Genomic DNA, 13205 nt, shown 5'->3' on the forward strand with positions numbered 1-13205 from the left:
TTAGCATCCTGATTGATATTTTAGATAGGTTGTTTTACTTCCTAAATTAGCACTATAGCCCATGAAAAGCCAGAATTCAGGTCTAAGCCATAGAGACGAGCTTAGGAGAAGTCTTCCTAAGGGGAGTAGGAGTAGAACAAGGAAAATGAAAGACTGTTCTTTGTCTTTCTTTTTCCATACGAAAAGAATCCTATTGACTAGGTAATAGATGAAGAAGAGAAACACGAAAAGTCCAAAGTTTACCAAAAGATCCAGAAAGATATTGTGGTAGTACTCAAATTCGGTATCTGTAAAACAGCTGTCGAGAGGAGAGCCCATAATGGGGGATGTCTTGAATCTTTCCCAGGCTGTTATGTAGATCGTTGTTCTTCCTGAGGAGGTTTCGGCAAGAGACTCGCTTTCGACGAAGGAGGTATACTTGTTTATCGCATAGGAGTTTATACCTAGAGAAGTCAGGGTCTCAGGGAGAGAGAGCATTATTTGGTTGAGGGTGAGAGACGCTAGTCCGATCCCTATGATTATAAGTGCTTTTTGGAGATTCTTTTGTTTAGAGAGCAATAGGAAGTAGAGAAACATCAAGAAGACGGCGGTTAAAGTAGCTCCTCTTGCACCAAAGATCAAGCATTCTGCTAATGTTCCTAAGAAAAGGAGTATGGAAAATTTCTTTCTTTTGCCATTGATAATGTGCCAAAAGGAAAATAAAATAGAAGGCAATATGGCGTAGCCGAATCTCATGTAATTTATTTGCCCATCTCCTACTCCATACTTCGAAGATAAGGGGATCCAGCAGATTAAGAGAAAGTTAATCCAGGAGATTTTTAATCCAAGATTCAAAAAGACGCTCCTAGAAAAGGGTATTGTTCCAATCAAAATTCCCGACACACCGATAGTTAAAAAAGAGGCTAAAAATCTAAGAGAAAAATTAGTCCCATCAGAGATGTCTTCAAAGGGGAGTTTAAGGAGGAGGAGGGTCAGGGGAACAAGGAAAAGGATGATCGTCTTCATGCTAATTGCGAACCTCATTGATACAAGAGCGTAGCCAGCAATTAGTACTGTACATGCAATCAACGCAATATCGAAGCTTATAAAGAAAGAGAGAGGAAGAAGCAGCCCTTGTTGGAAAATATATAACAAGACTATCAATGCATTGCTTTTTTGTGTAGCTAGCATTTCGATGTCGTGCTGCATAGGCTTTTTGAATACTTCCATTCTTCCTGTTTTGTCTAGAGTTTTTTTTGGAGGGGCTATTCTGTTTTTTTGTTGAATTTTACAAGGTCAAAAATGATACAGTTCTTTTTTTTCGAGTATTCAGAGAAAAGTTCTGCAAGGGAGTGGTGTGCAACTGCGAAGATAATAATGTTAAAATCTCCTGTTGGAAGTTTTGTATCAATGCTTATTCCATATTCTCGTTGGACTTCTTTGGGGGCTACATGTGGATCATAAATAGAAATATTAGAAGTATAGGTAGAGAGTGTGTTGTATATATCCACGACCTTAGTATTGCGGATATCTGCACAATTGGGCTTGAAGGCAAATCCTAAGATCAAAATCTTGGCATCTTTTACAGGAAGTCCTGCTAAGATCATTTGCCGGATTAGCTCTGTTGCGTAGTACACGCCCATGGAGTTGTTTACGGTGCGTGCCTCCATCAGGAGGCGGGGTTGGTAGCCGTATCGCAACGATTTCTCTATGAGGTAGTAGCTATCTACCCCAATGCAGTGCCCCCCTACCAGCCCGGGATGAAAGGGCAAAAAGTTCCATTTGGTAGATGCCGCTTCTAGTACTTGGTTGGTATCAATGCCCATCGTGTCGAACATTTTTGCAACTTCGTTCATGAAGGCTATGTTGACATCCCGTTGTGCATTCTCCACAATCTTAGAGGCCTCTGCCACTCGGATGCTGGGTGCTTTATAGGTGCCATTTACTAGCACACTACGATAGAGAGCATCAATATACTCCGCAATTTCGGGGGTGGAACCGGAGGTCACTTTTTTTATCTTTTCTACGGTATGCTCTCGATCCCCGGGGTTGATGCGCTCGGGAGAATAGCCTGCGTAGAAATCTTTATTAAACTGAAACCCCGATACCTTCTCAATGACGGGGATACAATCTTCTTCGGTAGCTCCTGGGTAGACGGTGGACTCGTATACCACAACGTCTCCAACAGTAATGACTTTGCCAATGGTGGAGCTAGCTTCGATGAGGGGAGTGAGATCGGGGTGATTATCCTTGTCTACGGGAGTAGGAACTGTTACGATATAGAAGTTACAATCCCTAATATCCTCTACCTTATCTGTATACTGTAGTTGCCGAGGCTTGGCATCCTTAGCAGGTCGTGCCTCTGCAACAGCCTCTGTCATATCAATACCTTTTTGTAGAGCTTCTACTCGAGCTGTATCGCGGTCAAAGCCTATCGTCGGATATTTTGAGGCAAATAAACGAGCGAGAGGAAGTCCCACATATCCTAATCCTATAATGGCAATTTTTGCTTCGCTAATCTCCATTGATAGTTAATCTTTAAGCCGAGGTTCTAAATCTTCCCTCTTCGAAGGAATTGAAAGAGTCCTACCTTATTGGTGTCAATATCTATTTTAATTTCTTAGATCCTATTCGTCTGCAAAGTTACTTTTTTTTTTGGCAAAAGGAGCTAGTTCCCTCTGTGTCTCTGATTTCGTGGGAAGGTTGTTCTGTCAAAAGGGGAGTCTCCAAAATGGATGGGGTGTTCTTGTCGATGGGTTTTAGCTGGTGGGGAGGGCGGGGATTTTACTAGGCTGGTTTTGTTTCCCTTTTCAGCCAAAAACCAACTCTGAAATCAGTCTAAAAGTTTTTATTTCTAGGCCTGTTTCAGGAATTTTCTTGGGCAGATAATTTTCTCGTTTTCAGGGGCGTTTTTTCTAGAGTAGAGCAAATGGCATGCGAAGCGCCCTTGAGAGGAGGATGGACTAGGGGCGATAAAGGAAATGGACAGAGGGCGGTAAAGTGAGAGGCAGCGGCGGAATGAATCCGCAAACGAAGGGGAAGCCCTCAGCAGGATTCGGAAGAAATAAAAAATCCGTCACTTCTTTATGAAGTAACGGACTCTCCGTGAGAAGGAAACTCTCCTTCCTTGGAGCGGAAAACGAGACTCGAACTCGCGACCCTAACCTTGGCAAGGTTATGCTCTACCAACTGAGCTATTTCCGCCTATCGTTTTAGCGACTACAAAGGTAATACAATATTTCTATTGTGCAATACTTCTTGGGTAAAACTTCAATGAAAAAGCAGATTCTTCTCAGAATGAGGTAGGCTTTATAGTCGTAATGTCCCCTTCGTTTCCCCTTTTCTTTTGGGGTAGTGTGGATGCATTTTTCCTGTACGAAGAGTGGGGGAATCATTGCTCATGCATTACCCTGCAGCCGCAAACTATTTACTACCTTTGTGCTGTATGTCCACAGCAGTAAGACAATATAGGATCCTTTGGGTCGATGATGAGATTGACCTTCTCAAACCCCACATTCTTTTCCTTGAGAAAAAGGGGTATAGTGTAGCGGCCGCGCTCAGTGGTAGCGATGCCTTAGAGATGTTGGCTCAGGAGCCTTACGACCTCGTTTTCTTAGATGAAAATATGCCGGGTCTTTCGGGGCTCGAGACGCTCGATGCGTTGCGTTCGCAGTATCCTTCGCTTCCTGTGGTAATGGTTACGAAGAGCGAAGAGGAGCAACTGATGAACCAGGCGATTGCCGGTAATACGGTCGACTTTTTGATTAAACCGGTGAATCCGAATCAGCTTCTACTTACGCTCAAAAAAACGCTTCAGCGCAATGATATCATAGGAGAGGCTACGGTGGCTGACTATCAAAGGGCGTTCCGCGAAACCTCTATGCAGCTCATGCAGCGTATGGAGCTTGAGGATTGGAAGACGCTCTATCGCCAGCTTGCCGAGCGCAGTCTGCTTGTGGAGGAGCACCCCGAGCTTGCCGAGATGCACGCTTTGCAGTGCCGTGAGGCCCAGCTCCAGTTCGGTCGCTTCGTACGCGACCACTATAAGGGGTGGATAACGCCCTCTGCTGGCTCTCCTCTGATGAGTTATAATCTCTTTTCTAAGCGCGTCTTCCCCCTTCTTGATGCCGGAGAAAAGCTCTTTTTTGTACTCATCGATAACTTCCGTTACGACCAGTGGTTGGCAGTGAAAGATCTGCTGAGCGATCTTTTCTATTTCGAAGAAGATCTCTACGTTTCTATCCTCCCCACCGCCACGCAATACGCTCGCAATGCCATCTTCTCGGGCTTGATGCCGGCTGATATCGCCCGCCTTTTCCCCGATTTGTGGGTGGATGAAGAGAGTGAAGAGGGGAAAAACGTAAATGAAGCTCCCCTGATTAGAAGTCTGATTGAGCGTTATCGTAAGCCCTATACCTTCTCATATAATAAGGTACATGAGACCAAGTATGGAGAGAAACTGCTTTCTTCGATGGATAATCTCACACGCCACCCCCTAAACGTCGTGGTGCTAAACTTTGTAGACATGCTCTCCCATGCTCGTACCGAGAGCAAGATGATCCGAGAGCTAGCAGGCAACGAAGCCGCCTATCGCTCCCTGACGCGTAGTTGGTTCCGTCACTCTACTACCTATCGACTTTTCCAAAAGATGAAAGAGATGGGGTACAAGGTTTTGCTTACGACCGACCATGGTACCATACGCGTGCAGAACCCTGTAAAGGTAGTAGGAGACCGCAATACGAGTACCAATCTCCGCTACAAGTTGGGGCGGCATCTCACCTACAATCCCAAGGAGGTTTTTGCCATGACTCGCCCCCGAGACTACGGTCTGCCCGAGGGGTCGATTACCGACAACTTTATTTTTTGCTACGAAGATAAGTTCTTCGCCTACCCCAATAACTACAATTACTACGTGAATTACTATCGCGATACCTTCCAGCACGGGGGGATCTCGATGGAAGAAATGCTTATCCCTTTTATCTCTCTACAGCCTAAATGATTACCCTTACAATATCGTCACTAGAGGACTTGCGTTCCACGGCTCGTACTCTGCTTGATCTTACCGAGGGGAGGCGAGTTTTTGCGTTTTATGCTCCGATGGGTACGGGTAAAACCACCTTTATCACTGCTCTTTGTGAGGAGCTAGGAGTAGAGGATGTGATGAATAGCCCTACGTTTGCCATCGTCAACGAATATGCCATCCCTTCTACAGATGAGGTGGCTTTTCATATGGATTGTTACCGCTTGGAGACCCTCGAAGATGCGCTTAATGTGGGCTTCTCGGACTATCTGACAAGTGGAGCCTACTGCTTTGTAGAGTGGCCCGAGATAATAGAAGGTCTATTGCCCGAGGATACCGTGCGTCTAGAGATGTACGAGCGTACCGATGGTGCACGAGTTGTCTCTTGTGAATTATAATCTCTAAAACCCCTTATAGCATGGACGCTATTGATATAGAACGATTGAACGCAGCCCCTCACCTTCGCCACGGGTCCATAGAGGTGATTTGTGGTTCTATGTTTAGTGGAAAAACGGAGGAGCTGATGCGTCGTTTGCGTCGTGCGGCTATTGCTAAGATGAAAGTAGAGGTCTACAAACCTGCTACTGATGTACGTTACGACCAAGAGAAGGTGGTGTCTCATGATGCCAATGCGGTGGAGTCTACCCCGCTGGAGAATGCACAAATGATCCTTCTCTACGCCTCGGATGCTGATGTGGTGGGCATAGACGAAGCTCAGTTTTTCGACGAAGCATTGGTATATGTGGTGAGTGAACTTGCCGATAGCGGCAAACGTGTGATTATTGCAGGGCTGGATATGGACTTCCGTCGCAATCCGTTTGGCCCCATGCCGCAGCTAATGGCTCTTGCCGACTCGGTGACCAAAGTACATGCCGTCTGCATGGATTGCGGTCTGCCTGCCAATTATTCCTACCGCTTGTCTAGCGACGATAGAACCGTGCTCTTGGGTGAGTTGGACGAGTACCGCCCCCTATGCCGTGAGTGCTATCACCGGAGGCATCACAAGAGATAGCACTCCTTTTTCTCAATTGATAGAGCAATATAGATACAATGAACGATAGAAGAATCAGTAAAATAGCTCGCCTTGTGCAGAAGGCTCTCGGCGAGATTTTCCAGAGACAGACACAGACAATGCCCGGGGTGATAGTTAGTGTGACACGCGTAGCCCCTAGCCCCGATCTCTCTTTTTGCAAGGTTTACCTGAGTATATTCCCCTCGGAGCGTGCGGAGGAGATCATCACAGCAACCCAACGCAATGCGGCGCAAGTGCGTTATGCGCTGGGTGTTGAGCTCAAGTCACAGCTTCGTGTAATACCCGAACTTGTCTTTATCGTAGACGATACGCTCGACTACTTAGATAATATAGATCGCCTTTTGGCGAAGTAGCCTCGTCCCCCTCTCTAGCATGTCTCCCAGGTCGCTTGCTTTCTCTATTGCCAGGCGTTACTTTGCACAACGGAAGCGGTTTCATGCCGTGCAGGTAGTCTCCGCTATTAGTTCGGTAGCGGTGGGAGTCGTTGTAATGGCGGTGGTGGCTATCCTCTCGATTTACAACGGATACGAAGAGGTGCTGCTTACGTCGGTAAGTCATCTCGATGCCCCCCTCAAGGTAGAGCGGGCTGATAAATCTCCCTTTGATGCCCAAGAAAGTAGAATTGCCAGGCTCAGGAATCTGCCGGAGATAGCTGCTTCTTCGCTCCTTATTGAGGGAGAAGGTATCGTTCGTAGCTCTTCTGTTTATGCTGCGGCGCACCTCTTGGGGCTGGAGCCTGCCTATTCGCGCTCATTGGCATTGGATAGTCTGATGCTGGAGGGGAGCCTATCTGCTCTCCCCTGTGAGTACACGCTCGGAGGCGATCTCTACCAAACCCTTTTCTCTTTTGGGCAGACCTCTGGCTTTATGCGCACAGTTTCTCTATACGTACCCAAGCGTAGAGGCTATATCAATCCCTTACTCCCCCAGACGGCTTTCCGCACGACGCAGGGCAAAGCCCCCTCTGTGCTTTCTGCCAAGGAGGAGAAATACGATCGTACGCTCTTCTTATCCGTAGAAGAGCTAGCCTCTCTGCTCGATCTCCCCAAGGGCTATGTACATGCTCTCGCCCTCTTCCCTGCGGAGGGAGTTTCTCCTAAAACCCTCAAAGAATCCCTGCAAAAAGAGTTGGGGGCTGAGTGGCGCGTTCTAGATAGGCGAGACCAACAACCCCATCTTTTGAAGCTCGTTGCCATAGAGAAGTGGATGACTTTCTTCATCCTCTTTTTCGTCCTTCTTCTTGCCGCCTTCAATGTGATTTGCTCCTCTTCGATGCTGATTATCGAGAAGCGTCACGATGTGGAGATTTATGCCGCCTTGGGAGCTCGCCCTCAGTTGATACGCTCCATTTTCCTTTGGCAGGGCCTATTGGTTACCCTGGTAGGGGCTTTGGGCGGATTTTTGCTAGGGATGCTGCTTGTGTGGTTGCAGGCGCAATTTGGTTGGCTTACCTTTGGCGAGGGGGTGTATCGCCAGCCCTATCCCGTGGCTGTTCGGTGGCTTGACCTGTTGGCTCTTGCCGCGACTATTACTTTGGTGGGATACCTTTCGGCTTTCTATCCCGTGCGCCGTCTGTTGCGTAGCCCTCAGCCTCATTGATTCATTCTCGTATCTCTTTACCTCTATGTCCAAAACAATTTCTTTGTCGCAAATGCGTGAGCAGAATCCCGCTGAGTACCTCATTTATATGTGGTATTTGGAGTCTTTGGTGCGGGCTATGCCTCGGCAAGAAGATTTTGATAGCTTTCTCTTGAGGTCGCCGGAGCAGTTGCCCGTAATTGGCTCCCTCCGAGAAGTTTTACCTCCTCTGCGCAAAGAGATGCTCGTGGAGGATATTATGGAGCAACCCAATAGGCACACGGCTACGCTTACCGCCCTACTTCAGGAGTTGGAGCAGCTACATAAGCAGTTGCTAGCTGATGCAGGAGAGGAGATTTACGAAGAGCTATACACAGCGGTATTGACCGCTGTTGTGGAAATCCGCAGGCGTAGTGGCGGCGTTGCCCTAGGGGAAGTGGAGGCCGCTATTGTGGCTTTGTATGGATACACTTTCCTCAAGCAAACCCACCAAGAGACCACAAAGGCTACTCGGGAGATCATGATGCGTATCTCCGTTTGGCTCAAAGTGTTGGGAGAAAAATACACCTTACAGAAGTCCGAAAAAGCCCCTCTCGATGGGGACGTAGCACCTCAATCTTGAAATGCGAGAGGCAGAACCCAAACTAGAGAAAGGGATCATACTCCTAACCGGAGCGCAGGGGCAGCTTGGTTTGACCCTTCTTTTGAGAAGTCTACAGACCGAAATCTCGCACGATATATACCCTCTCTCGCGAGAGCAATTCGACCTCGCACACCCCGAGACACTCCCCCCTGTATTGGAGCGTTTGGCGCTCCGCTTTGAGCATTACAGGGAGATTATTCTTCTCAATGCCGCGGCGTACACACAGGTCGATTTGGCAGAAACACACCCCAAAGAAGCTGAGGTGATCAATACCATCGCCGTGGATACCATGGCGCGTACTTGCGCTCGATTACAGATCCGTTTTATCCAGATTAGTACCGATTACGTATTCGATGGGGCGTACGATCTGCCCTATCCCGTGGACTATCCTCCTCATCCCATCTCGGTTTACGGGACTACCAAATGGCACGCCGAGGAGGCTGTCGCTCGAGCTTTGCCCTTGGGCGAATATGCTATCGTGCGTACTTCGTGGCTCTATAGTCCCTACCGTCAGAATTTCTATCGCACCATGTGGCGCCTAGCGCATGAGCGGAGCGAATTGCGGGTTGTAGCCGATCAGATAGGGACTCCGAGTAGTACGGAGTCTGTGGCAGAGCAATTGTTTCTTCTTTGCTCACGTAGAGAGGCATTGCCTCCCGTCTTGCACTTTGTCAATAGAGGTGAGACCTCTTGGTATGGCTTTGCCCAAGCGATTGTGGAAAAAGCGGGTCGCTCCCACTTTTGTAAGGTTGTCCCCATTACGACAGAGGAGTATCCAACGGCAGCCCATCGCCCTCGCAATTCGCGTCTTGAGGTGAGTTGTCTCGACCCGAATACTCCTCTTTGTAGTTGGCAAGAGGCTCTCCGTCTTTGTCCTCCGCCCTCAGATTCCCCCTCTATCCCTAGTCTTAAAGAAAAGAAGTGAAGGCGCTCTCTCTAGCTCGTACCATGCGGCGACGTATCGTACTTCTCGCCCTCCCCAATATCCTTTCCAATATCACAGTGCCCCTCTTGTCGCTGGTGGATGTGGGGTTGGCAGGGCATACTCCGGAGGGAAAAACAGCCATCGGGGCGGTGGCGGTGGCATCCGGCGTGGTGAGCACGTTGTACTGGTTGTTCGGCTTTTTGAGGATGGGAACCACCGGTTTTGTGGCTCAATGTTTTGGAGCTAGGGATCTAAAGCAAATCAATCAGCACCTAGCGCAGGGGCTTTCGCTCGCCCTCCTCTCGGGGTTTTTGCTCTTCTTGGCAACGCCCTTGGTCTCTCTTTTTGTTCGCTTGATGGCTCAAGATCAACTTGCCATTGCGGCATCGGCTCGGCTATATGTCTCAATCGCGCTCTGCGGAGCACCTGCCGCCATGCTGCTCTATGTGCTTAACGGCTGGTTTATTGGGATGCAAAATACCCGTATCCCCATGATTGGAGCGATCTCTATTAACCTGATAAATATCGTCCTCAGTGCTCTTTTTGTACAGATCCCGGGCTGGGGCGTTGAGGGGCTGGCGTTGGGTACCATTATCGCACAGTATGTAGGCGTGCTACTCTTAGGTCTCTTGGCGGTGTGGCGTTATGGTCGAGTGCTGCGGCATTTCTGCTGGCGCGACTTATTCCGCCTAAGGAGAAGAAAAGGTTATTTCTCCACACAGCGCGATCTCTTTATACGCTCGGCACTCCTTAGTGCTGTAACCCTTTTCTTTACCTACGCCTCTACGAGTTATGGAGAAGAGGCGGTAGCGGCTAATACCCTTTTGCTGCAATTTTTCCATCTTTTCTCCTATTTCATGGATGGATTTGCCTATGCCGGCGAGGCGCTTACAGGGCGTTATGTGGGTATGCAGCGGAGCGATTTGGTGCAAATGCTTGTGCGGCAGCTCTTTTTCTTCGGGTGGCCGTTGGCTCTTCTGACCAGTCTTCTCTACCTTTTGGTGCCCTCTCCTCTCCTACATCTCCTTAGTGATAGCCCCGAGGTGGTAGCCGTTGCATTGCATTGGGTGCCCTACATCGCTTTTGTTCCCCTACTGGGGTTTGCTGCCTTTTTGTGGGACGGCGTATTTGTAGGAGCTACCTATGCACGAGGGTTGCGTACCAGTATGCTGGTGGCTTCCGCTCTTTTCTTTGGGTTTTACTACCTCATGCGAGCCTCTTGGGGCGTTGCCGCTTTGTGGATTTCCTTCGACCTCTATTTGGCCGCTCGCGGATTGGTTCAATGGCGGTTGTGGCGGAGGTATTCTCCTAAACTCGCAAGCCGCTAACGCTCCGGAGGTGAGGTCTCGTCCCTTTCCTTAGAAAGAAACGAACATTCCGAACTTGACTGTCCAGTCAGGAGCCCCGGGGATGCTGCTTTTTGTAAAGCGGCGGAAGTATTGTAAGGAGAAGATATTGAGAATGTTTTCGATCCCTGCACTTCCCTCAAGATAGAGGTGATTGTTCATAGGAGAGACTATCTCGGGATAGACTAACTCCCCTACGCGTCGGTCTTTACGGCTGTGAGAAACATCGCCCCAATAGCCTCGAATGGAGAATACCTCACGCCAGCCCGTGAGTCTAAGCAGGGGAAGACGATTGAAGATTAGCCCTTTCATGTGGTAGTTGAGGGCGAAGTGGAGGTACTTGTCGGAGACGTATTCGAGAGGTCGCATCAGCTCAAAAGTAGTCTGTCTTGCCACAAAACTATTGTTGATGGAGGGAGTGAAGAAGTTCACTTCGTCTAGCTTACCAAGAGCAAGCCCCCCCTGTATATAGGAATCGATAAAGCCGAATAGGGATAGGTAGAGGCGAGCGCTAACTCCGGCTGTGAGCTGAGCACTCGTGTGTTCGTTGCCGGGGAGTCCCTTGGGTTGGAGCGATAGCCCAAAGTTGAGTACAGGGTAGCGACGACTCTCTTTCTCCATACTTACGGGGCGACGCCCATTGCGAGGCATTCTCCCCGGGACGAATGTAAGACCGGCATAGAGGCTCGTTGTGGAGAAAGAGGGGGCAGCGATGAGAGAACCATCCTCTGCAACGCGATAGTAACGTAGGTCGCCTGCAGGGGTTTTGTGGTTGTAGCTGACGGAGAAGTCGGTGTGGAGAGCTTGGCTCCAGTCTGCTTTGAATCCGGCACTAAGGTTGGTACCATAGAAGCGATTGCGCAGTTTCATCGTGCCGACGAGGGTACTTAATCCATCTTTGTACATGGCATCTTCTGTGTAACCGGGGACAAAGAGATCGTGATGAGCCGAGAGGTAAAAATTACGCTGGGGGTATTCCTCTTCGTGTCCCTCTTTGGCAATAGGCGAATAGGTAATCTTGCCATAGTATTTCCAACGCTTATCGCCCAATCCGTATGCCACATAGCCCTGACCAAAGAGGTGCTGACTTAGTTTGGCATTGGTTACTCCCCCGAGGCGGAATCGCGCTCCCTCTACAACGTTCCAAGCAAAAAGAGTCTCGACGGGCCCTACTTCGGCTAGATATTCCTCTCGCTTGAGCTTGCTTAGTGGTAGTCCAACGAATCCTCGTCCCACTACTTGCGCTGCTTTGGCTAGGAAGATATAGGATGGACGCCGGTGCAGATAGTCGAGGATGGCAATAGTGCCTTCACCCAATTTGGGTAGAGGTTCGGGGCGTTCTACAATACCAAAGTTGCTAAGAGTTGGCTTGTCTATCTGGCTACGCATGGGGGCACTCAAGGCAAGCCGAGGGTCTAGAGCTAGAGAGTCTTTCGCTTCTTCTCCTACTCGGTATTGCTTGTAAATGTAGGCGAGATCCACTTCACAGCTATAGGGAATTAACTCGGTAGGCGTGAGAAAGGTATGTATCTCTTGTTTACGAGGGAGCCAAACGGTATCTCCATCGAGCAGAGTTGGCGCATAGTGAAAGTCGGCAGACCAATGGGGCACCCAGTCCAAATTGGCTTGCTTAGGTACTTTGAGATGGGCCTTGGCAAGAGAGTAGGAGACCGTATCTATCCAGACTGTACCCGATAGCCCGATGCTGTATTTGGAGAAGGGGACAAGCCCGATTTCGTAGGCGGGGCGCCCCTCTACGGCTACCGTATCGAGTAGATAGTATTTATAGAAAGAGGTGGAGAAGAGCTTGCTCATCGGCCCCGGGAACTGATTGCGCAGGATCTCCAAATCATTGGCATAGAGGTCGATTTCGGGGAAAAGCTCTTCCAAGTTTGTAGCCGTTCCGGAGGATTCGAGAGCCTCTTCCATACCGGAGAAGCGTCGTCCGATGATCAGTTCTTCTCGTTCCTTTCCCCCCAGAGACGAGCGTACCGATTCGCGCTCTCGGAGGGAGAATGGGCGTACCATCATGCCCTCTAGGGCGGAGCTATCACTCCACATACGCCACTTCTTCTCGGGAATGCCAAAGTACCAGCCTCCGGCACTATCGGCAGGAGTTGCCAAGCCCATCATCTGGCGGCGGTAGAGCCGATAGCTGAAGTCCGAGTACCGTGAGATACGATTCTTTTCTTTGTTAGCGATGGCTTTGTCTATAATTGCGACGGCCGGATTTCCTTTTTTGGTGTACTTCTTCTTGGGCGTTACTACCACGGTGGCAAGTTCTTGGCTATTGAGTGTAGCGTGCCAGTAGTAACCGGTCTCTACATGGGTCTTGGCAATGGTTGTATTCTGGGTATTGTACCCCACCATACTTGCCGATAACATAAGGTTGCGACGAGAGGCAATATCTCGCGGGAGGGTGAGGGTGAACTTGCCATCGAGGTCTGCACGGGTGCCTATAGAGCGATGCTTGGTAACGTAAATCGCGGCACCAACGAGGGGCTCGCCGGTAATGGAGTCTGTCACTACCCCCTTAAGGGTAATTTGAGCCGTGAGGGGAATGAAGGAGATAATAAGTAAGAATAGCAGTGCAATACAGCCTAGGAGTCTTGCGCTTTTTCGAGAGTGGATCGGTTTCATTGTAAGTGTATATTGTTGGTGTGTGTGTGATGAATGGGGAA

11 protein-coding genes and 1 tRNA gene are annotated in these 13205 nt (G+C 49.1%); 8 read left to right on the forward strand and 4 right to left on the reverse strand.

Annotated features, from left to right (window positions below; genetic code table 11):
- The 3 genes from ACTTHR_RS05625 to ACTTHR_RS05635 form a co-directional block, all read right to left on the reverse strand.
- Entirely contained in the window at positions 1-1209 is a 1209-nt protein-coding gene (locus tag ACTTHR_RS05625) for an O-antigen ligase family protein (RefSeq protein WP_442605491.1), read from the reverse strand.
- A gap of 35 nt (positions 1210-1244) precedes the next feature.
- Entirely contained in the window at positions 1245-2498 is a 1254-nt protein-coding gene (locus ACTTHR_RS05630) for a nucleotide sugar dehydrogenase (RefSeq protein WP_442605526.1), read from the reverse strand.
- A gap of 609 nt (positions 2499-3107) precedes the next feature.
- Positions 3108-3183, reverse strand: a tRNA-Gly gene (locus ACTTHR_RS05635).
- A 241-nt stretch (positions 3184-3424) separates the two neighbouring features.
- On the opposite strand from ACTTHR_RS05635, the gene ACTTHR_RS05640 reads away from it, so the two are divergent.
- Genes ACTTHR_RS05640 through ACTTHR_RS05675 form a run of 8 tightly spaced genes read left to right on the forward strand, consistent with a single transcriptional unit; the run spans position 3425 to position 10506 of the window.
- Complete coding sequence (locus tag ACTTHR_RS05640) at positions 3425-4978, forward strand: PglZ domain-containing protein (protein ID WP_442605492.1); 1554 nt, start codon at positions 3425-3427, stop codon at positions 4976-4978.
- Positions 4975-5397 carry a tRNA (adenosine(37)-N6)-threonylcarbamoyltransferase complex ATPase subunit type 1 TsaE gene (gene tsaE, locus ACTTHR_RS05645; protein WP_442605493.1) on the forward strand — a complete coding sequence of 141 codons (423 nt, stop codon included), beginning with the start codon at positions 4975-4977 and terminating at the stop codon, positions 5395-5397. Before ACTTHR_RS05640 ends, tsaE begins: the two co-directional genes overlap by 4 nt.
- Positions 5398-5426: 29 nt before the next feature.
- On the forward strand, positions 5427-6011 hold the full coding sequence (locus ACTTHR_RS05650) for a thymidine kinase (RefSeq protein WP_442605527.1): 585 nt from the start codon (positions 5427-5429) through the stop codon (positions 6009-6011).
- A 38-nt stretch (positions 6012-6049) separates the two neighbouring features.
- A complete protein-coding gene (locus tag ACTTHR_RS05655) occupies positions 6050-6385 on the forward strand; it encodes a ribosome-binding factor A (protein ID WP_276775329.1) in 336 nt (111 codons plus the stop codon).
- A gap of 19 nt (positions 6386-6404) precedes the next feature.
- Positions 6405-7631, forward strand: a complete 1227-nt coding sequence (locus tag ACTTHR_RS05660; RefSeq protein ID WP_442605494.1) for an FtsX-like permease family protein — start codon at positions 6405-6407, stop codon at positions 7629-7631.
- Positions 7632-7656: 25 nt separating this feature from the next.
- A complete protein-coding gene (locus tag ACTTHR_RS05665) occupies positions 7657-8232 on the forward strand; it encodes a DUF4924 family protein (RefSeq protein ID WP_442605495.1) in 576 nt (191 codons plus the stop codon).
- Position 8233: 1 nt separating this feature from the next.
- The gene (gene rfbD / locus ACTTHR_RS05670) at positions 8234-9178 is read left to right on the forward strand and encodes a dTDP-4-dehydrorhamnose reductase (protein WP_442605496.1); all 945 of its coding nucleotides are present in this window, start codon (positions 8234-8236) and stop codon (positions 9176-9178) included.
- The gene (locus ACTTHR_RS05675) at positions 9175-10506 is read left to right on the forward strand and encodes an MATE family efflux transporter (protein WP_442605497.1); all 1332 of its coding nucleotides are present in this window, start codon (positions 9175-9177) and stop codon (positions 10504-10506) included. The genes rfbD and ACTTHR_RS05675 overlap by 4 nt, the downstream gene beginning before the upstream one ends.
- Positions 10507-10536: 30 nt before the next feature.
- Here the strand turns inward: ACTTHR_RS05675 and ACTTHR_RS05680 are convergent, their stop codons facing one another.
- A complete protein-coding gene (locus ACTTHR_RS05680) occupies positions 10537-13164 on the reverse strand; it encodes a DUF5686 family protein (RefSeq protein ID WP_442605498.1) in 2628 nt (875 codons plus the stop codon).
- Between the last annotated feature and the right edge of the window lie 41 nt (positions 13165-13205).

This window comes from Porphyromonas endodontalis (genome assembly GCF_052173515.1).
GTDB lineage: Bacteria > Bacteroidota > Bacteroidia > Bacteroidales > Porphyromonadaceae > Porphyromonas > Porphyromonas endodontalis_A.

What these genes read in the sequence shown, in the direction of transcription:
- ACTTHR_RS05625 (WP_442605491.1), bottom strand. Translation starts at nt 1,209, where the DNA reads ATGGAAGTATTCAAAAAGCCTATGCAGCACGACATCGAAATGCTAGCT.
- ACTTHR_RS05640 (WP_442605492.1), top strand. Translation starts at nt 3,425, where the DNA reads ATGTCCACAGCAGTAAGACAATATAGGATCCTTTGGGTCGATGATGAG.
- tsaE (WP_442605493.1), top strand. Translation starts at nt 4,975, where the DNA reads ATGATTACCCTTACAATATCGTCACTAGAGGACTTGCGTTCCACGGCT.
- ACTTHR_RS05655 (WP_276775329.1), top strand. Translation starts at nt 6,050, where the DNA reads ATGAACGATAGAAGAATCAGTAAAATAGCTCGCCTTGTGCAGAAGGCT.
- ACTTHR_RS05660 (WP_442605494.1), top strand. Translation starts at nt 6,405, where the DNA reads ATGTCTCCCAGGTCGCTTGCTTTCTCTATTGCCAGGCGTTACTTTGCA.
- ACTTHR_RS05665 (WP_442605495.1), top strand. Translation starts at nt 7,657, where the DNA reads ATGTCCAAAACAATTTCTTTGTCGCAAATGCGTGAGCAGAATCCCGCT.
- rfbD (WP_442605496.1), top strand. Translation starts at nt 8,234, where the DNA reads ATGCGAGAGGCAGAACCCAAACTAGAGAAAGGGATCATACTCCTAACC.
- ACTTHR_RS05680 (WP_442605498.1), bottom strand. Translation starts at nt 13,164, where the DNA reads ATGAAACCGATCCACTCTCGAAAAAGCGCAAGACTCCTAGGCTGTATT.